We start from the raw sequence: 19492 nt of genomic DNA on the forward strand, positions 1-19492 counted from the left end.
TGTGTGTGGGGCAGCGGCGATCAGCCGTTGCGGCCTTCCATGAAGGCGTAAGCCGAGTGGTTGTGGATCGACTCGAAGTTCTCCGACTCCACCGTCCACGCGGCGATACGCGGCTCCGCGCCCAGGCGCAGGGCCACGTCGCGAACCAGGTCCTCGACAAACTTGGGGTTGTCATAGGCGCGCTCGGTCACCCACTTCTCGTCCGGGCGCTTGAGCAGGCCGAAGATCTCGCAGGACGCCTCCTCCTCGGCAATCCGCACTAGCTCTTCCAGGCTCATGTCGTCCCGCAGCTGCGCGCTGAGGGTCAGGTGGGAGCGCTGGTTGTGGGCGCCGTAGTCGGAGATCTTCTTGGAGCAGGGGCACAGGCTGGTCACCGGCACCACCACCTTGATGCCGAGTTCCACCTCACGGCCAAAGGCCTTGTCCACACTGACCGTCGCATCCAGATCGAGCAGGCTCTCGACGCCGCTCACCGGGGCGCGCTTGCGCATGAAGAAGGGAAAGCGCATCTCGATACGCCCGGCCGGAGCGCCCAGATGAATGAGGGTGTCGCTGATGAGGCTGCGTACTCCAGCCATGTCCAGGGCGGCCCGGTCGGCCTCCAGGATCTCGACGAAGCGCGACATGTGGGTGCCCTTGACCTCGGGCGGGAGGAAGACCGTCATCTCGAGGGTCGCCACCGTATGCTGTACCTGCCCCTCCCCGTCGACGATGCGCAGGGGGTAGCGCAGACCACGTACGCCCACCCGCTGGATGGCCAGCTGACGCTGGTCCGGGGAGGCCTGGACATCGGGAAGGTGCAGCTTTTCGGGTGCATTCACGGAGATCTCTCCTGTTGTGGGGGCTGGGCCGGGAGCGCTCAGGGGCGGTCGGCGAGGGCTTTTTCGACGGCGTTCACCAGGGTGCGGCTGTCGGGGGAGGTGGTGCTGGGAAAGCTCAGCACCTTCTGGCCACTGCGATCGATCAGGTATTTGTGGAAGTTCCACTTCGGCCGCTCGCCCGTGGCGGAGGCGAGCTGGCGGTAAAGGGGGTTGGTGGCGGCCCCCGTGACGTCGCTCTTGGCGAACATCGGAAACTTGACCCCGTAGGTCAGGCGGCAGAAATCGGCGATTTCCTTGTTGCTGCCGGGCTCCTGGCTGCCAAAGTCATTGGACGGAAAGCCCACCACCACCAGGCCCTGATCCCGATACTTGGCATACATCTTCTCCAGACCGTCGTACTGGCCGGTGAAGCCGCAGTAGCTGGCGGTATTGACCACCAGTACGACCTTGCCCCCGTACTGGCACAGGGACTGGGGCGCGTCGTCCTGGAGCCGCGGGAAGTTGTGGTCCAGCAGGGCCGGGCAGGACTCGGTGGCGGCATGGGCGGCGCCGGCGGCGAAGATGGCGGCGGCAACGATGAGGTAGTGGCGCAGGGTGGGCATCATCGTCTCCGGATCAGAGGCCGCTGTTCTGGTGGAGGAAGATCTTGATCGTCACATCGTCGTCCTGGACAAAAACCGAGGCGCCCGGGGCTTCGGCAATGGCAAGCGGCCCTTCGAAGACATGGGGCTGGGCTGCCATACGCTGAACGCCAAAGGCCACGGCACCCATCATCAGGAGGGAGAAGAGCATCCCTGCGGGGGTTTCAAAGCGATGAGTGTTCATGATGTTTGTCCTGGACAATTAGGGATCACGTCCCTACACTAGGATCAAATCATCGCCATGTCAACATTTTGTCCAGGACAAAATATGAACACCTCGCTCCAACCTGCAGGCCTTCCCATTGCCGCGGTTGAACGTGACACAGGCCTGGCCAAGGACACCCTGCGTGTCTGGGAACGCCGTTACGGCTTTCCGCAACCCGAGCGCGACGCCAACGGGGAGCGGGTCTATCCCCTGGCGCAGGTGGACAAGCTGCGCCTGCTGCGACGCCTGATCGACCAGGGGCTGCGCCCGGCAAAGATCATTCCGCTGGAGCTGCAGGCCCTGACGGCGCTGCTCGACGAGATTGGCAGGCCCCGGGACGGAGGCGACCCCGAGCGCAGCGCCCAGTTCACCGCCATCCTCAAGTTCGTCCGCCTGCACCTCCACGAGGACTTGCGCCGCAGCCTGCAGCAGCTATTGATGAAACTCGGGCTGCAGCGCTTCGTCTGCGAGGTGGTGGCCCCGCTCAACCAACTGGTTGGCGACGCCTGGCTGCGCGGCGAGCTGGAGGTGCCGGAAGAACACCTCTACACCGAGCAGATCCAGAACATCCTGCGGGCCGCCATCGGCGCCCACCCGGCTCCCCACAGCGGCCGGCCGGTGGTGATGCTGACCACTTTCCCCGAGGAGCAGCATGCCCTTGGCCTGTTGATGGTCGAGGCGGCGATCACGCCGGAGGGCGCCTGTTGCATCTCCCTGGGCACCCAGACCCCTCTGGAAGACATCCGCAGCGCAGCCTCCGGCGGGCGCTTCGACATCGTCGCCCTGTCCTTCAGCTCGGCCTACCCGACCCGCCAGGCCATCGAGGGCCTGCGCAGCCTGCGCGCCAGCCTGCCCGAACAGGTGAGCCTGTGGGCCGGGGGTTCGGCCGTGCACGGCGCGGCGCGCAAGCTCCCGGGCATCACCGTGTTTGAGTCCATTGCCAGCCTGCCGGCCGCCCTCGACGCATGGCGCGCCGCGGCCGGCGTGACTCAGCCGTAAGCCGGCGTCGGGGCGAGGCGGCGCCGGGGCACCCGGGCCAGGGACCAGTGATCCATGGCCCACTGCCACACGGTGGCCAGACCGGACTCCGCCAGATCGGCGGGCGGGCCCTGGCCCAGGAAGTCCAGGGCATCCACCAGCACCCGTGCCGGGTCCTGCCCCTCTACACTGCGCGCCAGGGTCTGCTTGGACAGCTTCTCGCCTGCTGCGTTGGTGGCCACCGGGAGGTGGGCGTAGACCGGCGTCGGATAGCCGAGCAGGCGCTGCAGCACGATCTGGCGGGCGGTCGAATCGAGCAGGTCGGCGCCCCGCAACACCTCTGTCACCCCGGCCTCGGCGTCATCCACCACCACCGCAAGCTGGTAGGCAAACAGGCCATCGGCCCGCAGCAGCACGAAGTCCCCCACGTCGGCGGCCACGTCCTCCTCGATGAGGCCCTGCACCCCGTCGTCGAAACAGATCCGCCCCGGCGGTACCCGCAGACGCCAGGCACGGGCCTCCCGCCCCGGCGCCAGCCCGGCCCGGCAGGTGCCGGGATAGCGCCGGGTGCCATCCCTGGCGAGAGCGGAATCTGCCATTTCCTTGCGGGTACACGCGCAGCCGAACAGCGCACCGGCAGCCTCCAGTCGCGCGAAAGCCGCCTGATAGGCCGTCGTGCGCCGGCTCTGCCACACCACCTCGCCATCCCAGGCAAAGCCATAGGCCTCCAGGGTACGCAGGATGCCGTCGGCGGCACCGGGCACGCTGCGCGGGGTGTCCACATCCTCGATGCGCAGCAGCCAGCGCCCACCCCGGGTGCGCACCGACAGGCAGCTGCCCAGGGCGGCGACCATCGAACCGAAGTGCAGCGGGCCGGTGGGAGACGGCGCGAAGCGCCCCACCAGCGGCATCGCGGGCATGCCCAGCGACTTATTCTTCATGCATTTTTACCCACCCCAAAGACACAACTTTAAACAAATCAGGCGCTTACCCGATTTGGGCGATACCCCTATGACTTTTGGCATATTCCGCTTCTCCACATGCCCCCGGATAATCAGCCCGGCATTTCAGAAACACTGCCCGGGGGCATTGTGGCAGCGATCCGGCAGGCACCGTAGATCCCTGCCAGGCCTGCCTGAGCCAGCCAACAAATTTCCGCCCCCCAGGCCGACACACCCGACTCCTTCCGCATGAAACCTGGCAGCCTCTCCCTTCTCCGTCCGGATGTGCCGCAGGCGGCACCCACCGGTCAGGGCAGGCATACGGATGCCCTGCGCAGCCTGCGCCGCGTACACCTGCTCGGTCAGCTGGCCTGCGTCGTCACGGTGGCCGGCCTGTGGCCCCACCTCTCCAGCCCCTGGCAGCTCCTGCTGTGGTGGCTGGGGGTGAGCACCGCCCAGGCGCTCCTCGCACGCATGACCCACCCGGCGCGGCTGGCCCGCTCCGGCACGCCCATCCATGACCCCCTGCTGCGCCATTACCTTCTCTCCGCCATCGCGGTGGTGGGCGGCGGCGCATGGGGGACCCTGGCCCTGGTCGGCCCCTACGAGGCCGGCCCCCAGGCCCAGGCCATCCTGTTCATGGCCCTCGGCGGCGTCACCCTGGCCGGCGCCGGCATCCTGTTCGCCAGCCGCAGCGCCTGCGCGGTGTTCGTCACCGCCGCGCAGCTGCCCCTGTTCATCCAGACCGTGGTCACCCCGCCGGCCACCCTGCCCCACGCCAGCATCTTCCTCGGCGTGTTCGTGCTCTTCGCCCTGACCCTCAACGACCTGCTCGCCGCCTCCCGCGACGGCCGTCCCCTGATCGGCGCCGAGCCGGCCGAACTGGCCGGTCTCCAGCAGGCCATGCTCGACAACACCGGCGAGGCCATCGTGCTGTCGCGCGGGCACCGCATCCAGCGCTGGAACCGGCACTTCCCCGAGTTCATGCGCTGGACGCCGGCCGACATCGCCGGACGGCGCCTGGACGCCTGCTTCGGCAGCCGCCAGGAATGGCGCCGGCACGCCCGCGCCGCCATCGACACCCTCGGCCGGGGCGAAACCTACCGGGGCGTCACCCGCCTGCGCCGCCAGGACGGCTGCGATTTCTGGGCCGAGGTCTCCGGGCGGAGGGTAGGCGGCAGCGACCTGCCGGCGCACATCGTCTGGACCGCCGCCGATATCACCGAGCGCATCAGCGCCGAGGCCCGGGACGACCTGGCCCACACCCAGCTGGTGGCGCTGCTGCACCAGAGCGCCGACTGGTACTGGGAAACCGACGGCCAGCACCGCCTGATGCAGATCACCCCGCTGGCGATGGCGGCCGACGACAGCCTGCAGCGTCACATCGGCCGCAAGTGGTGGCAATTCCAGCGCAGCGGCCAGAGCGCCCGCCCGGCCCACGGCATGCTGCGCAAGACCTTCGAGCAGCGGGAGGGCTTCCGCGACCTGCCGGTGGACGTACCCGACGGCAGCCATACCCCCCGCCGCCTGCAGCTCAGCGGCACACCGCGGCATGACGAGCACGGCAGCTTCATCGGCTACCACGGCCTCGCCACCGACGTGACCGAACGGATCCGCGACCGGGAGCGCATTCACTTCCTGGCCTATCACGATGCCCTCACCAGCCTGCCCAACCGCCGCCTGCTGATGGACAGGCTGGGGCAGTCGATCGCCCGCGCCCAGCGTTACCAGGAGCACATCGGCGTCATCCTGGTGGATGTGGACGACTTCAAGCGCATCAACGACCTGGCCGGCCATGGCACCGGCGACCGCATCCTGGTGGAGATGGCCGACCGGCTGCGCCACAGCGTGCGCTCCTGCGACACGGTGGCCCGCCTGGAGGGCGACGCCTTCGTGGTCCTGCTGCCCGAACTCGAAAACGCCGGCGCGGCCCAGCCGGTGGCCGCCAAGATCCTGTCGATGCTGCTGCAGCCGCTGGCGCAGCCCTCGCCCCGCAACGCGCTGGGCGCCAGCCTGGGCGTGGCCACCTTCCCCGACGATGCCACCAATGCCGAAGGCCTGCTGCGCATCGCCGACGGGCGCATGCTGCGCGCCAAGCGCCGCGGCGGGCAGCGCATCGAACACAGCTGACCCGCCGGCAGCGGCGCGGACCTCACACGTAACGCAGGCGCCGGCTGCGTTCCAGGCGCTCGGCAAAGCGCGGAAAGTCCAGCCCGGTGCGCTGCCGCAGGGCCTTGGCCTGATTGCCGATCTCGCGCCAGCGGGGGGCAAAGCCCGGCGCCCGGATGGCCAGCACGATGTCGTTGCCATCCGGCAGCGAAATGCTCAACACCCGGTCATCGAAGACACCGGCGATCATGTCCAGATGGGCCTCCCGGTCGGCCCGCTCGCCGGCCAGGTTGGCCACCATCAGCCCGCGCCCGGCCAGGGCGTCATGCACCGTCTGGTAAAAGTGGCTTGAGCTCACCGAACCCGACAGGCCATGCCGGTCGAAGGCATCCATCATGATCACGTCGGGGCGCTCGTCCCAGCCGGCGCTGTCGATCACCGCATCGGCCCCGTCCCCCTCCCTCACCTGCAGGCGGGCGTCGTCGGGCGGCAGCTCGAACTCGTCACGGAAGGCGATCACCCGGGGGTCGATCTCCACCACCGTGATGCGCGCCGACCCCACATGCCGGTAGCAGAACTTGGCCAGCGACCCGCCCCCCAGGCCCAGCATGAGCATGTGGCGCGGCTTGGGCAGGAAGAGCAGGAAGCTCATCATCGCCTGGGTGTAGTCCAGTTCCAGCGCGAAGGGGTCCTTCAGGCTCATGGTGCTCTGGATCAGGGACAGGGAGAAATGCAGGCTGCGGGTGGTGCCGTCGTCGATCACGAAGGGCTTGTCATAGGCCCCCGACACCACCTGGCCGAGCACCGCACGGGTGTCGCAGTCGGCTGGTTCGAGCAGGCGGATGGTGTCGCTGTCGGAAAAGAAGGGGCTGGGCAGTACCAGTACGGAAGGCGTTTCAGCGGGAGGCACGGCGGCAGAAGGAACGAAGGCGGGGCTGTATTGTAAACCCGCAGCCGAGACGTTCAGGGTGTCACCCGACAGGCCGGGCAGACCGCGCCGATCTCCACCTCGGGGCTCTCCAGCTGATGCCCTGCCGCCGCCAGACTGGCCGCCAGGGCCCCCATCACCGCATCATCCTGCAACTCCGTCACCCCGTTGCAGCGCGGACACACCAGGAACAAGCCCGGCATCTGCGCCTGGTGGCAGTGCTGGCTGCAGGCCACGAAGAGGTTCATGCGCCCGACCTTGTGGGCCAGCCCCTGCTCGATGAGGAAATCCAGGGCCCGATAGACGGTGGGCGGTGACGCCCCCGGCTTGTCGGCCTTGATCCGCTCAAGCAGGTCGTAGGCCTTCAAGCCCCTGGGGTGACGCAGCAGCAGCGCCAGCACCAGGCGCCGGATCGGCGTCAGGCTGGCGCCACGGCTGCGGCAGCTCGCCTCGGCCTGATCGAGGAAGCCCGTTTCGACAGCGTCTGGGGAAGGGGCGGCAGTATTCATGGGGGAGTTCACACGGGCAACAATGCAATGTTATAACATTGCACTTCCAACACATTATCAGGCTGCCATGTTAACCCGACTTGAGTCTGCCCCTCCCGGCAGTCAGCTCCCCCTGGAGGCCGTGCTCGACACCCTGCCCTGGAACCAGGATGGCCTGATCACCGCGATCGCCCAGCAACACAACTCGGGCGAGGTGTTGATGCTGGCCTGGATGAACCGGGCGGCGCTTGTAGAGACCCTGAGCACGGGCCAGGCCTGCTATTGGTCCCGCTCCCGGCGCAACCTGTGGCGCAAGGGCGAGACCTCGGGCTGCCGGCAACATGTCATCGATGTCCGCTTCGACTGCGACGGCGACGCCGTGCTGCTGCAGGTGGACCAGCTCGGGGGTGCCTGCCACACCGGGCGGCGCAGCTGCTTCTACAACGGCGTGCGAGGTGACCGGGTCGAGGTCCTCGACGCCCCACTCCCTGCCCTGCCCGCCCCGATTTCCACCCAGGAGGCCCCATGACCCCGTCCCCCCGGGCCAGACTGCCCGTCACCGTCCTGTCCGGCTTCCTCGGTGCCGGCAAGACCACCCTCCTCAACCACGTCCTGCACAACCGGCAGGGCCTCAAGGTGGCGGTCATCGTCAATGACATGTCCGAGGTCAACATCGACGCCCGCCTGGTGGCCGAAGGCGGCGCCGGGCTGTCCCGGTCCGAGGAAAAACTGGTCGAAATGAGCAATGGCTGCATCTGCTGCACCCTGCGCGAAGACCTGCTGGTGGAGATCCGCCACCTGGCAGCGGAAGGCCGTTTCGACTACCTGCTGATCGAATCCACCGGCATCTCGGAGCCGCTGCCGGTGGCAGAAACCTTCACCTTCCGGGACGAGAACGGCGTCAGCCTGTCCGACATCGCCCGCCTCGACACCCTGGTCACCGTCGTTGACGCCTTCAACTTCCTGCGCGACTACGGCTCCACCGACTACCTGGCCGACCGGGGCGAGAGCCTGGGCGAAGAAGACCAGCGCACCGTCGTGAACCTGCTGGTGGATCAGGTGGAATTCTGCGATGTCATCGTCCTCAACAAGACCGACCTGCTGGACGCGGCCGGACTGGAGCGCCTGGACGGCCTGCTGAAGAACCTCAATCCCCGCGCCGACATCGTCCACGCCCGCTTCGGCCAGGTGCCCCTGGAACGCATTCTCGACACCGGGCGCTTCGACTTCGCCGCCGCAGCCGAAGCGCCCGGCTGGCTGGCCGAACTGCGCGGCGAGCACGTGCCGGAAACCGAGGAGTACGGCATCACCAGCTTCGTGTACCGGGCCCGGCGCCCCTTCCATCCCCAGCGCTTCCACGAATGGATCAACCAGGAGTGGCCCGGCGTAGTGCGTTCCAAGGGCTACTTCTGGCTGGCCAGTCGCCCCACCATGGTAGGCAGCTGGTCCCAGGCCGGGGCGGTGGTCCGTCACGAGCTGGCCGGCCTGTGGTGGGCCGCCGTGCCGCGGGAGCGCTGGCCCCAGGACGAGGAAGGCCTGGCCGCCATCCGTGCCCGCTGGGACGCCGCCGTCGGCGACGCCCAGCAGGAGCTGGTGCTGATCGGCATCGACATGGACGAAGCCGCCCTCCGTGCCCGCCTGGACGCCTGCCTGCTGAACGACGCCGAGTACGCAAGCAGCCCCGCGGCATGGACACAGCTGGCCGACCCCTTTCCCCGTTGGGCCTTCGCTGCCCAGGAGCCCACCCATGGATGAGCACGAGGTGCACGACGCCCGGGTACCCATCACCCTGCTCACCGGCTTTCTCGGTGCCGGCAAGACGCCCCTGCTGAACCATCTCCTGCGCCAGCCGGAGATGGCCCGGGCCGCGGTGCTGATCAAGATCGCGCCGTGGATGCCGACCCCGTCACCGGCATGACGATCGACATCAACCACCTGGGCACCCTCCTCGCCGACACCCGCGACGCCCTCGACCACCGCCTCCTGGATGGCAGCCTCGTCGGGAAGGCCGCCTGCTGATGCCTCCCCTCACCCACACCCTGTTGGCCTGCATCGCCGGAGGCCTCCTCAGCATGGGCGCCGCCGCGCTGCTGACCTTCGGGCTCCCCCGCCGCTGGCTGACGCGCATGGTCAGTTTCTCCACCGGCGCGCTGCTGGCCACAGCCTTCCTGGACCTGCTGCCGGAAGCCGCCGAGGCCGGCCTCGAGACCCACACCCTCTTTGCCCTGCTGCTGGCCGGGCTGCTCGCCTTCTTCTTTCTGGAAAAAGCCGCCCTGTGGCGCCACAGTCATGACGATGCCGCGCACGGCCATGAGCTGGCCCGGACGGTACCGATCATCCTGCTGGGTGATACGGTGCATAACTTCACCGACGGCCTGATGCTGGCGGCGGCCTTCCTGGTGGATCCGCAGCTGGGCTGGGCGACGGCGCTGGCCATCGCCGCCCACGAAATCCCCCAGGAGGCCGGCGACTTCATCCTGCTTCTTGCCGCCGGCTGGCGCCGGAGCCGCGCCTTGCTGTGGAACGGCCTGTCCAGCCTGGCCGCCGTGCTGGGTGGCCTCATCGGGCACTTCTGGCTGAGCGACGCCGGGCGCTGGCTCCCCCATGTGCTCGTCATCGCCGCCGCCAGCTTCATCTATCTCGCCGTCTCCGACCTGATGCCCTGGCTGCGCCAGGAAAAGGGCGACCTTGCCTGGCACGGGGGTTTCATGGCGGCAGGCATCGCCCTCCTCTCGGCCGGCATGGTCTTTCTCCACTGATCACCACGGAGCCCTCCATGAACGCACGCCACCACCTCTCCACCCACGCCTCTCATACCCTCGTCACCCACTCTCCGGCCGCGCTGGTCGGCATCTTCGAGCCGGATGTCCAGCTCGCCATCTGGCAACGCCCGGCGGATCCGCTCATCGCCAGCTACCTGGAGGCATCGAGGCATGGCCTCGGACGCGGGCTGCGCACCACCCTTGAGGCCGGGCAATGCCCTGAGCTGGGGGAACTCCCCGACCACCCCGGGCGCGAGTCCCTGGCCAGGGACATCAGCCAGCTCGCCGAACTGCTGGGCGATCTGCTGGACTGCCCCCATGTCGGCCTGCGCCTGGAGGTGATCGACAAAGCCATGTGCCCGCGCCTGCACGTGGACCGGGTCGGCATCCGCCTGCTGTGCACCTACCGGGGGCCGGGCACGGAATGGCTGGACGATGCCGGCGCTGATCGCAGCAAGCTGGGCAGTGGCGCGGGCGGGCTGCCCGACGAACACTCGGGCCTGCTCGGCGCCGGAGCGCAGATCCAGCGCATTCCCGGCTTCACCGTGGCCCTGCTGAAGGGCAGCCTGTGGCAGGGCAATGGCGGCCGCGGGATCATCCATCGCTCTCCGGCGGTTCCGGCGGACGCCCTTCCCCGCGTGGTGCTGGCCGCCGACGGGGTGTGGTGAGCCCCATGGCCCCGAGCATTCATATCCGCGACCTGCGCTTCGCCTGGCCAGGCCAGGTTGCACCGTGTCTCACCCTGTCCGCCCTGGATGTGGGCCAGGGTGAGCAGGTGTTCATCCAGGGCGAAAGCGGCGCCGGCAAGAGCACCCTGCTCAACCTCATCGGCGGCGTGGTAATGCCCCGGGAAGGCCGTATCCAGATCCTCGGCCAGCCCCTGGACGCCCTGTCGGCCCCCGCCCGGGACCGCTTCCGGGTCGATCACATCGGCTTCATCTTCCAGCAGTTCAATCTGCTGCCCTATCTGTCGGCCCTCGACAACGTCCTCCTGCCCTGCCGCTTCTCCACTACCCGGGCCCGGCGAGCCGGCGCCCGGCCCGTGGAGGCGGCGCAACGGCTCCTGGATGCCCTGGAGGTGGATGCCGGCGACGCAGCCCGGCCGGCGAGCACCCTGTCCGTCGGGCAACAGCAGCGGGTGGCTGCCGCCCGGGCGCTGATCGGGCGGCCGGAGCTGATCCTCGCCGACGAGCCGACCTCGGCCCTCGACCCCCGCCGCCAGGACGCCTTCCTCGCCTTGCTGGGCAAGGAGGTGGCGGTCCATGGCAGCAGCCTCGTCCTGGTCAGCCACGACCCCCGCCTGGCATCCCGTTTTGATCGGTGCATCACCCTGTGAAGACCCTGCTGCCCCTGGCCTGGGCCAGCGCCTGGAACCGGCGCCTGAGCCTCACCCTCGCCGCCCTGTCCATCGCCCTGGCCGTCGCCCTGCTGCTCTCCGTGACCCGGGCCCGTGAAGCCGCCCAGACACACTTTGCCCAGTCGGTGGCCGGGGTGGACCTGGTGATGGGGCCCCGTGGCAGCCCGGTACAGCTGCTCCTGCACGCCGTCTTCCACCTGGGAGACGCCAGCCATACCCTGGCGTGGAAGAGCTACCAGACCCTCGCGGCAGACCCGCTGATCGCCTGGAGCCTGCCTCTCGCCCTGGGTGACTCCCACCGGGGCTTCCCGGTGCTGGGCAGCACACCCGAGTTCTTCCGCCACCTCGGGAACAGCGAGCAGAACAGCCTGCCCTTTGCCGACGGCGAGCCCTTCTCCGGTCTCTTCGAAGCCGTCATCGGCGCCGAGGTGGCGGCACGCCTTGGCTACCGGACGGGCCAGCAGATCACCCTGCAGCATGGGGCCAGCCACCTGGACGCCCATCACCACGACGAGGACTCCACCCACCCCGAACACGCCGACAAGCCCTTCCGGATCGTCGGCGTGCTGGCGCCCACCGGCACCCCGATGGACCGGACCCTCGTCGTGAGCCTGCAGGCGCTGGAAGCGATCCACCTGGACTGGCAGGGCGGGATGCCCATGCCGGGCCTGAGCATTCCGGCCGAGGCTGCGGGCAAGTTCGACCTCACCCCTAAGCACCTCAATGCCGTGCTGATCGGCCTGCATCAACGCACCGACGTGTTCCGCGTACAGCGCCAGATCAACGCCTTTGGCGGCGAGCCCCTGATGGCCATCCTGCCGGGCCTGGCCATGGACGAGTTGTGGCAGCTCATGGGCAGCGTCGAGCGCACCCTGCACGGCCTGGCCTGGCTGGTCATGGCGGCGGGGCTGGCCGGGCTGGTGGCAGTGATCGTCGCCAGCCTGGGCGAGCGGCGGCGCGAGCTCGCCATCCTGCGCTCGGTGGGTGCGGGCCGGCGCCATCTCGTCGGGCTGCTGGTGCTCGAGGGCGCGCTGGTGACCGTCGCGGGAATTGCCCTGGGCGTGGTGGTGGTGGAGGCCGCCGGCCACCTGCTGGCCCCCTGGCTGAGGGCCCGCCTCGGGCTGGAGCTGTCCGGCGCAGCCTTGTCGATGGCGGCACTCCGCATCCTTGGCGCCGTGCTGGCCACCGGCATCGCGGCGAGCCTGGTCCCCGCCTGGCGTGCCAGCCGGATGGCCCTGGCCGATGGCCTGCTGCCCCGGCTGTAGCGATGCCCTTCAAGCGCCACCTCCGCCTTGCTGCCTGCCTGCTGGCCGTTTCGCTAGCCGGCGCCCACGCCCAGACGCCCCGGCGCGACGGTGAGTTCCGGATCGGAGAACGCCTGGCCGGCGGCGGCCAGCGCGAGGCCAGCTACCGGGACATCACCTGGGACGATCTCCTGCCCAGGGACTGGAACCCCATGGCCGCCTTCAAGGGCATCGACTTTTCCCGCCTCAAGGACAATGACCCGCGGGCCACCGAGGCGCTGGAGAAGATCAAGCGGGCCTGGGACGAGGCCCCCGTCAGCACTGCGCTGCAGGGGCAGCGGGTCCGGCTGCCGGGCTTCGTGATCCCCCTGGAACGTCAGGGCAAGCTGACCCGCGAGTTCCTGCTGGTTCCCTACTTCGGCGCCTGCATCCACGTTCCACCGCCACCCGCCAACCAGATGATCCACGTGATCGCCCGCAGGCCGGTGGCCGGTTTGAACACCATGGATCCGGTATGGGTCAGTGGCACCCTGAGCATCCACCGCGCCGAAACGGGCATGGGCATCGCCGGCTACCGGCTTGCCGGTGACACGACCCTGCCCTACACCGCCGCCGGCAAGCCCTGATCCTGCCGGACACGCTGTGTGTTAGGCGCCGCTGGCCGCCATCTTGCGGCGCAGGAAGGCGATCTGGGTCTGCAGGGGCAGGCCCTTGGGGCACACATCGTGGCAGGCCAGCAGGCTCATGCAGCCAAACACGCCGGTGTCGTCGCCGATGAGCTGGTAGAAGTCGTCGTCACTGCGTTCGTCGCGGGGGTCGAGGCGGAAGCGGGCGATCTTGTTCAGGCCGATGGCGCCGACGAACTCCTCGCGCATGCGCAGGGTGCCGCAGCCGGCCACGCAACAGCCGCACTCGATGCAGCGGTCGAGTTCGTAGATGGCCTCGGCCAGCTCGGGCTCCATGGGCGTCTCGACGGCCGTCAGGTCGACCTCCTGGCTGCTGTGGATCCAGGTTTCGAGGCGTTCGGCGGTGCCGCGCATCCACTTGCCGGTGTTCACCGACAGGTCGCCGATCAGCTCGAACACCGGCAGCGGCGCCAGGGTGATCAGCGCACCCAGGTCTCGGGTCAGGCTGCGGCAGGCCAGGCCGGGCTTGCCATTGATGAGCATGCCGCAGCTGCCACAGATGCCGGCGCGGCACACGAAGTCGAACTGCAGGGCCGGGTCGAGGGTTTCACGGACCTCGTTGAGGGCGATGAACAGGGTCATGCCCTCGGCCTCTTCGACATGGAAATCCTGCCAGTGGGGGGCGATGCCCTCGGTCGGGCTGCTGCGCAGGATGCGCAGGGTCAGGGCACGGGGCCCGCTGCTCGCGGCATTCATGACGTCTCTCCAGGGCGTGCATTGCGGCCGCGGAAGCGTGCCGGGATCAGGTGATCGAAGGGCATCAGGGCCTGCTGCACGGTAAAGCGGTCGGCGTGCCCGAAGGCACTGCGGATGGCATCGATCTCGGCGGCGCGCCCGGCGGTGGCGGGGTGCTCGATGGCGTTCCGGGCGCCATAACCGCGCCAGCCGGGGGGGAGCTCCATGCTGGCCACGTCGAGGGCCTCGTAGGCCAGGGTCGGCAGGGTCTGGAAATCATCCTGCCAGGTGGCCAGGGTGCGCTTGAGCCAGCTGGCATCGTCGCGGCGGGGGTAGTCCTCGCGGAAATGGGCGCCACGGCTCTCGGTACGCTGCAGGGCGCCATAGGCCACGCACAGGGCCAACTTGAGCATCTTCTGCACCCGGTAGGCGGTGACCAGCTCCGGGTTGCCCCCCGGCCGGCGGGTGCGCAAGCCGATGCGCCGACTGCGCAGCAGCAGGCCCTGCAGCTCCTCGACGGCGGCGTGGAGGAGTTCGCCGGTGCGAAAGATGCCCACCTTGTCGGTCATGATGTCCTGCATGCGGCGCATCAGCTCGGCACCACTCTCGGTGCCGTTGCCGTGCAGCAGGGTGTCGAGCTTCGCCTGCTCGGCGTCGAGGCATGCCCGCACAAGGGCGGTGCTCACCCGCAGCTCGCCGGCGGCGGATTCGACGAAATCAGCCATGTTCTCGCCGACCAGCATGCCGGCGACCACCGTCTCGGCCACCGAGTTGCCGCCCAGGCGGTTGAAGCCGTGCAGATCCCAGCAGGCGGCTTCGCCACAGGCGAACAGCCCCTTCAGGCCCCGCGCATGGCCTCGGGCGTCGGTGCGGATGCCCCCCATGGAGTAGTGCTGGGCCGGGCGTACGGGAATGAGGTCGCGGGAGGGATCGATGCCCAGGAAGTGCTGGCAGATCTCCTTCACCTCACGCAGCTTGCCGTCGATGTGGGCCGCGCCGAGCAGGGTGATGTCCAGCCACAGGTGCTCGCCGAAGCGGCTCTTCACCCCGTGGCCGGCGCGGATGTGCTCTTCCATCCGCCGCGACACCACATCGCGGGAGGCCAGCTCCTTCTTCTCGGGCTCGTAGTCGGGCATGAAGCGGTGGCCGGCGGCGTCCTTCAGCAGCCCGCCGTCACCGCGACAGCCTTCGGTGACCAGGATGCCCGCCGGGAAGATGGTGGTGGGGTGAAACTGCACCGCCTCCATGTTGCCCAGGCAGGCCGCGCCGGTCTCCAGGGCGATGGCGGCGCCGATGCCCTCGTTGATCACCGCGTTGGAGGTGACCCGGTAGATGCGCCCGAAGCCGCCGGTGGCGATACAGGTAGCCTTGGCCACATACGCCGTCAGCTCGCCGGTCACCAGGTTGCGCACCACCGCGCCGTGGCAGCGCCCCCCTTCATGGATCAGGGCCACGGCCTCCATGCGCTCATGTACCGGAATGCTCTCGGCCACGGCCTGGTCGCTGACCGCGTACAGCATGGCGTGGCCGGTGCCGTCGGACACATAGCAGGTGCGCCATTTCTTGGTGCCGCCGAAATCCCGGGCGGCGATCAGGCCGTGGGCCGCCTGCCCCTCGGTGAGGGTCACGCGCTTGCCGTCCATGATCACCTCCCGGTCACCGGCCTTGATCCGGTTCCAGGGCACGCCCCAGGCGGCCAGCTCGCGCACGGCCTGCGGCGCCGTATGCACGAACAGGCGCGCCACGTCCTGGTCGCAGCCCCAGTCGGAGCCGCGGACGGTGTCTTCGAAATGCACGTCCTCGTTGTCACCCTCGCCCTTGACGGTGTTGCCCAGGCTGGCCTGCATGCCCCCCTGGGCGGCAGCCGAGTGGGAACGCTTGGGCGGCACCAGACTGAGGATGATCACGTCGTGGCCGCGGCGACGCGCGCCCACGGCGGCGCGCAGGCCGGCCAGGCCGCCGCCGACCACCAGCACATCGGTGTAGATGATGCGCATGTTCAGCCCCCCGGACGCCGGGACACGGCGAACTCCAGCTCGCCGAGCTTCACCGCCGCCGCCCGCTGCGGCACGTAGCGCTCGCCAGCCTTGTCGGCGTGGGCGATGCCCAGCTGCACATAGGCCAGCAGGCTGGCCAGGCCGAGGCCCAGGAAGAACACGCTGAACGCCGTCTTGGCCACCCGCAGGCGGCGCCGGGTGGCGGCCGGGTCACGCCCTTCGAGCCAGCCCCACTTGAGGGCCAGGCGATACAGGCCGATGCTGCCATGGACCTCCACAGCAAACAGCAGCAGCAGGTAGAGGGGCCACATGTTGCCGGTCCAGATGCGGTCGGCCGACTCGTAGGGGCCGATCAGCTCGGGCTGGGTGAGCATGCCGTAGAGGTGCACCGTACCCAGGAAGAACAGGGCAAAGCCGGTCCACAGCTGGATCCACCACAGGCCGGTGTCGCCATGGCGCAGCTGCGCCTTGTGCTCGGCAAACACCTTGTACTGGCGGAAGTTGGCCGGAAACTTGCGCATGGCCAGCCAGGCATGGGCGACGAACACCGTCAGCACCAGCCCGACCACCCCCGACACCAGCCAGGGCCGCGGTTCGGCCAGAAAATAGGCGCCCTCGAAGAACCGCGCCACGGCGTAAAAGGCGTCCTTGCTGATCAGGATGGACGAGACGAAGAACATGTGGCCGACCAGGAACAGGGCCAGGAACAGCCCGGAGGCGCTCTGCAGCAGGTCGAGACGGGCCGGCCAGCGGCTCTTGCGGACACGCAACGGCACGGCCTGGGCCTGCCTGGCTGCGGCCTCGGGCAACGGGCGCACCGGCGCGAGGGGCCGGGCAATGCCGGAAGAATCGAAGGAGCTGTCCATGATGGGGAGACCTTGTAAGACACCTCCCCGGCAGGGAGGGGGTGAAACCGGCCGACGGCCAAGTCCGGCAGGCGCCACGGCGGGCACCCTGCCGGGCCCGGACACACCGGAACCCTTGTCTCCTCAGGTTTTCTTGTATTTGGCGAGGCTGTTGTGGTTTGAATGTAGCACAGCTTGCTGCACTGCAGCATATCCGCATTTTCCGATCATGTCCGCGACACGCAACACGCCCGGCCAGCCTCCCGGATCACCCCGGCAGGGCTACACTGGGGCCCCGCCCGCCTTCACGCGCCACCCATGCACATCTGGATCGATGCGGACGCCTGCCCCGGCGTCGTCAAGGAAATCCTCTTCCGCGCCGCCGAACGTCTGCACATCAACACCACGCTGGTGGCCAACCGCCTGCTGCGCGCGCCGCCATCGCGCTTCATCCGCGCCGTGCAGGTGCCCGCCGGCTTCGATGTGGCCGACGCCCACATCGTCGAACAGGTGGCCAGCGGCGACCTGGTGATCACCGCCGACATCCCCCTCGCTGCGGCGGTCCTCGAGCGGGGCGCCCACGCCCTCAACCCGCGGGGCGAGATGTTCACCGCCGCCAATATTGCCGAGCGTCTGTCGATGCGGAATTTTCTGGAGGAGTTGCGCAGCAGTGGCGTGCAGACCGGCGGACCGGCCGCCTTCAGCCAGGCCGACCGCCAGGCTTTCGGTGCCGCCCTGGACCGCTTTCTGGCCCGGCTGCCGCGCCCCTGAGCCGCCCTCAGCCGGGAACGTGGGGCGCCGGACAGCCGTCGTCGATGCCGTCGATCTCGATCTGGATGGTGGGGTGATGGATGCGGAAACGCTGCGCCAGAACCCGGGCCAGCTCGGTGAAGAAGGCATCGCCGGGGTGGCCGGCCGGCATCACCAGATGGGCGGTAAGCGCCACCTCGGAGGTGCCCAGGGCCCACACATGCAGGTCATGGACCCCCGTAACGCCGGGCTGGCTGCGCAGCCAGTCATGCACCTCCAGCAGGTCGATGCCCTCGGGCACGCCATCGAAGGCCAGGTGCAGGGACTGGCGCAGCAGGCCCCAGGTGCCGAGTACGATCACCAGCGCAATCACCAGGCTCATCACCGGGTCGAGCCAGACCCAGCCGAACTGCAGGTAGAGCACGCCGGCGGCCACCACGCCCAGGGACACCAGGGCGTCAGCCGCCATGTGCAGGAAGGCGCCGCGGATGTTCAGATCGTCCTTGCTGCCCACCATGAAGAGCGCTGCCGTAACACCGTTGATGAGCACGCCGATGGCGGCCACCACGATCACCGTCCATCCGGCCACGGGCTCCGGCGCCTGCAGACGCTGGAAGGCCTCGACGGCCAGCGCACCCATGGCCACCAGCAACAGCACCGCATTGGCCAGGGCCGCCAGGATGGATGCCCGCTGCCAGCCGTAGGTGCGATGCCGGGTGGGCGCCAGGCGACCGGCCAGCGCCGCCCCCCAGGCCAGGATCAGGCCAGCCACATCGGAGAGGTTGTGCCCGGCATCGGCCAGCAGCGCCAGCGAGCCGGCCTTCCACCCATACAGGGCCTCGACCACCACGAAGGCGATGTTGAGCCCGATGCCGATGGCGAAGGCGCGGTTCCAGTCGTCCGGCCCCGGCGTGGGGTGGGCATGCCCGTGATGGGAGTGGGCATGGCCGTGCCCCTGGCCATGCTCGTGACCGTGGGAACAGGCATGGCTGTGATCGTGGCTCACCGGGCGCTCAGCGCTTGGCCGCCTTCATGGCACGCAGCTGACGCCGGGCCACGAACAGGCCGATCTGCTGCACCGGATTGCGGTTGCCCCAGGGTCGCCAGGTCTTGATGTAGCGGTTGCGGTAGGCGTCAAACTGGAAACCCCATGGGGCGCACAGCACCTCGCCACGCCCGAGCAGGATCTTGAGGGCCTCGGTAGCCGTCACCCCCGCGCATAGCTGGCAGGCGGCGATGGTGCTGGGCCCGCGGCGGGCCGCAAAATCCACCCGCGACGGATCGGCCAGGTAGCTCCGCTGCAGCATGGCCGGCGACAGCCCGAGCAGGAAGCGCACGGCCATCTCGTCTTCGTCGCAACCGTCGAGGCGGAAATATTCTTCGAAGGACATTTTACCGGGCAGGAAACTGAGCACCGCCGTCCCCATGCCCAGGGGCGCCGCCGTCACCGCCGGCACGCCCTTGGCGTGGCAGGCATTGAAGGTGTCGCGACGGGCCTGGAAAGCGAAGAAATCCAGGCCATCAACGTAGAGATCCACCCCGTCGAGGAAGGCATCCAGGTTGCCGGCATTGACCCCTTCGCCAAACACCTTGATGTCCAGCTCGGGATTGATCTGCCGGGCCATCTCGACCATGACCTCGACCTTCGGACGACCTAGAGTGGACATCATGGCCCCGGCCTGGCGATTGAAATTGACCAGGTCGAAGGTGTCCATCTCGGCCACATGAAAGGCACCAATCCCCAGCCGGGCCAGGCTCAGGAGATGGACGCCCCCCACGCCGCCGACGCCGGCGATGGCGATCCGCTTGCCCCGCAGGGCCGCCTGCTCGGCTTCGGTCACCCAGCCGAGATTGCGGGCAAAAGCCTCGTCGTAGCGAAAGAGACCTTCAGACATGGGATGTACTTCCGTCAGCCAGGGAATGCCTATGATACGACAGTTCGACATGCCTGCCCGGCCACCGCGGGCCGCGGTCCGGCAGGCGTCGCCATGAAGGCATCATCCCGTCTTCATGGCGGTGGTAAGCTTGGCGAGGCGGGGCACCGCCAGGCCGCAACCAGTGTCCA

21 protein-coding genes and 1 pseudogene are annotated in these 19492 nt (G+C 68.8%); 11 read left to right on the top strand and 11 right to left on the bottom strand.

Annotated features, from left to right (window positions below; all coding sequences use genetic code 11):
• Positions 1–20 precede the first annotated feature (20 nt).
• Genes folE2 through L6Q67_RS11415 form a run of 3 tightly spaced genes read right to left on the bottom strand, consistent with a single transcriptional unit; the run spans position 21 to position 1646 of the window.
• Positions 21–821, bottom strand: coding sequence for a GTP cyclohydrolase FolE2 (gene folE2 / locus L6Q67_RS11405; protein WP_296569352.1), 801 nt, complete (start codon positions 819–821; stop codon positions 21–23).
• 38 nt (positions 822–859) lie between these two features.
• Positions 860–1423 carry a glutathione peroxidase gene (locus L6Q67_RS11410; RefSeq protein ID WP_296569355.1) on the bottom strand — a complete coding sequence of 188 codons (564 nt, stop codon included), beginning with the start codon at positions 1421–1423 and terminating at the stop codon, positions 860–862.
• A 13-nt stretch (positions 1424–1436) separates the two neighbouring features.
• Complete coding sequence (locus tag L6Q67_RS11415; RefSeq protein WP_296569356.1) at positions 1437–1646, bottom strand: hypothetical protein; 210 nt, start codon at positions 1644–1646, stop codon at positions 1437–1439.
• Between the two features lie 84 nt (positions 1647–1730).
• Between L6Q67_RS11415 and L6Q67_RS11420 the strand changes: the two genes are divergently transcribed.
• Positions 1731–2666, top strand: coding sequence for a MerR family transcriptional regulator (locus L6Q67_RS11420; RefSeq protein WP_296569359.1), 936 nt, complete (start codon positions 1731–1733; stop codon positions 2664–2666).
• On the opposite strand, the gene gluQRS is transcribed toward L6Q67_RS11420, so the two are convergent.
• Entirely contained in the window at positions 2657–3586 is a 930-nt protein-coding gene (gene gluQRS, locus L6Q67_RS11425) for a tRNA glutamyl-Q(34) synthetase GluQRS (protein ID WP_296569361.1), read from the bottom strand. The genes L6Q67_RS11420 and gluQRS overlap by 10 nt on opposite strands.
• A gap of 249 nt (positions 3587–3835) precedes the next feature.
• Here gluQRS and L6Q67_RS11430 point away from each other — a divergent pair, with 249 nt between their 5' ends.
• Positions 3836–5716: a diguanylate cyclase gene (locus L6Q67_RS11430; RefSeq protein ID WP_296569363.1), complete on the top strand. Its 1881-nt coding sequence runs from the start codon at positions 3836–3838 to the stop codon at positions 5714–5716.
• A gap of 22 nt (positions 5717–5738) precedes the next feature.
• Here the strand turns inward: L6Q67_RS11430 and L6Q67_RS11435 are convergent, their stop codons facing one another.
• Positions 5739–6605 (bottom strand): spermidine synthase-like protein, encoded by an 867-nt coding sequence (locus L6Q67_RS11435; RefSeq protein WP_296569366.1) that lies wholly within the window; start codon positions 6603–6605, stop codon positions 5739–5741.
• 53 nt (positions 6606–6658) lie between these two features.
• Positions 6659–7132: a transcriptional repressor gene (locus L6Q67_RS11440; protein WP_296569370.1), complete on the bottom strand. Its 474-nt coding sequence runs from the start codon at positions 7130–7132 to the stop codon at positions 6659–6661.
• Positions 7133–7199: 67 nt separating this feature from the next.
• On the opposite strand from L6Q67_RS11440, the gene hisI reads away from it, so the two are divergent.
• The 8 genes and pseudogenes from hisI (at position 7200) to L6Q67_RS11480 (ending at position 13100) form a co-directional block, all read left to right on the top strand.
• On the top strand, positions 7200–7640 hold the full coding sequence (gene hisI / locus L6Q67_RS11445; protein ID WP_296569372.1) for a phosphoribosyl-AMP cyclohydrolase: 441 nt from the start codon (positions 7200–7202) through the stop codon (positions 7638–7640).
• Positions 7637–8866, top strand: coding sequence for a zinc metallochaperone GTPase ZigA (gene zigA, locus L6Q67_RS11450; protein WP_296569374.1), 1230 nt, complete (start codon positions 7637–7639; stop codon positions 8864–8866). The genes hisI and zigA overlap by 4 nt, the downstream gene beginning before the upstream one ends.
• Positions 8859–8990: pseudogene (locus L6Q67_RS11455) on the top strand (GTP-binding protein); the annotation flags it as partial. The gene zigA and the pseudogene L6Q67_RS11455, both read left to right, overlap by 8 nt.
• A 139-nt stretch (positions 8991–9129) precedes the next feature.
• Entirely contained in the window at positions 9130–9870 is a 741-nt protein-coding gene (locus L6Q67_RS11460) for a ZIP family metal transporter (RefSeq protein WP_296569377.1), read from the top strand.
• Between the two features lie 17 nt (positions 9871–9887).
• A complete protein-coding gene (locus tag L6Q67_RS11465) occupies positions 9888–10541 on the top strand; it encodes a DUF1826 domain-containing protein (RefSeq protein WP_296569381.1) in 654 nt (217 codons plus the stop codon).
• A gap of 5 nt (positions 10542–10546) precedes the next feature.
• Positions 10547–11209 carry an ABC transporter ATP-binding protein gene (locus L6Q67_RS11470; RefSeq protein WP_296569384.1) on the top strand — a complete coding sequence of 221 codons (663 nt, stop codon included), beginning with the start codon at positions 10547–10549 and terminating at the stop codon, positions 11207–11209.
• Positions 11206–12495 (top strand): FtsX-like permease family protein, encoded by a 1290-nt coding sequence (locus L6Q67_RS11475; RefSeq protein ID WP_296569387.1) that lies wholly within the window; start codon positions 11206–11208, stop codon positions 12493–12495. Before L6Q67_RS11470 ends, L6Q67_RS11475 begins: the two co-directional genes overlap by 4 nt.
• A 2-nt stretch (positions 12496–12497) precedes the next feature.
• On the top strand, positions 12498–13100 hold the full coding sequence (locus L6Q67_RS11480) for a DUF3299 domain-containing protein (protein ID WP_296569389.1): 603 nt from the start codon (positions 12498–12500) through the stop codon (positions 13098–13100).
• Positions 13101–13121: 21 nt separating this feature from the next.
• Here L6Q67_RS11480 and L6Q67_RS11485 read toward each other — a convergent pair whose 3' ends face one another.
• From L6Q67_RS11485 to L6Q67_RS11495, 3 genes are read right to left on the bottom strand one after another with little or no spacing between them, the layout of a single operon-like run.
• On the bottom strand, positions 13122–13856 hold the full coding sequence (locus L6Q67_RS11485; protein WP_296569391.1) for a fumarate reductase iron-sulfur subunit: 735 nt from the start codon (positions 13854–13856) through the stop codon (positions 13122–13124).
• Entirely contained in the window at positions 13853–15832 is a 1980-nt protein-coding gene (locus L6Q67_RS11490; protein ID WP_296569393.1) for a fumarate reductase flavoprotein subunit, read from the bottom strand. Before L6Q67_RS11490 ends, L6Q67_RS11485 begins: the two co-directional genes overlap by 4 nt.
• Positions 15833–15834: 2 nt before the next feature.
• A complete protein-coding gene (locus L6Q67_RS11495; protein WP_296569394.1) occupies positions 15835–16698 on the bottom strand; it encodes a fumarate reductase cytochrome b subunit in 864 nt (287 codons plus the stop codon).
• A 297-nt stretch (positions 16699–16995) separates the two neighbouring features.
• On the opposite strand from L6Q67_RS11495, the gene L6Q67_RS11500 reads away from it, so the two are divergent.
• Entirely contained in the window at positions 16996–17448 is a 453-nt protein-coding gene (locus L6Q67_RS11500; protein ID WP_296569396.1) for a YaiI/YqxD family protein, read from the top strand.
• 7 nt (positions 17449–17455) lie between these two features.
• Here L6Q67_RS11500 and L6Q67_RS11505 read toward each other — a convergent pair whose 3' ends face one another.
• Both L6Q67_RS11505 and L6Q67_RS11510 read right to left on the bottom strand, forming a co-directional pair.
• The gene (locus L6Q67_RS11505) at positions 17456–18433 is read right to left on the bottom strand and encodes a cation diffusion facilitator family transporter (RefSeq protein ID WP_296569398.1); all 978 of its coding nucleotides are present in this window, start codon (positions 18431–18433) and stop codon (positions 17456–17458) included.
• A gap of 7 nt (positions 18434–18440) precedes the next feature.
• On the bottom strand, positions 18441–19322 hold the full coding sequence (locus tag L6Q67_RS11510) for a ThiF family adenylyltransferase (protein ID WP_296569400.1): 882 nt from the start codon (positions 19320–19322) through the stop codon (positions 18441–18443).
• Positions 19323–19492: the final 170 nt, after the last annotated feature.

The sequence above is a fragment of the Zoogloea sp. genome, assembly GCF_023150065.1.
Lineage (GTDB): Bacteria > Pseudomonadota > Gammaproteobacteria > Burkholderiales > Rhodocyclaceae > Zoogloea.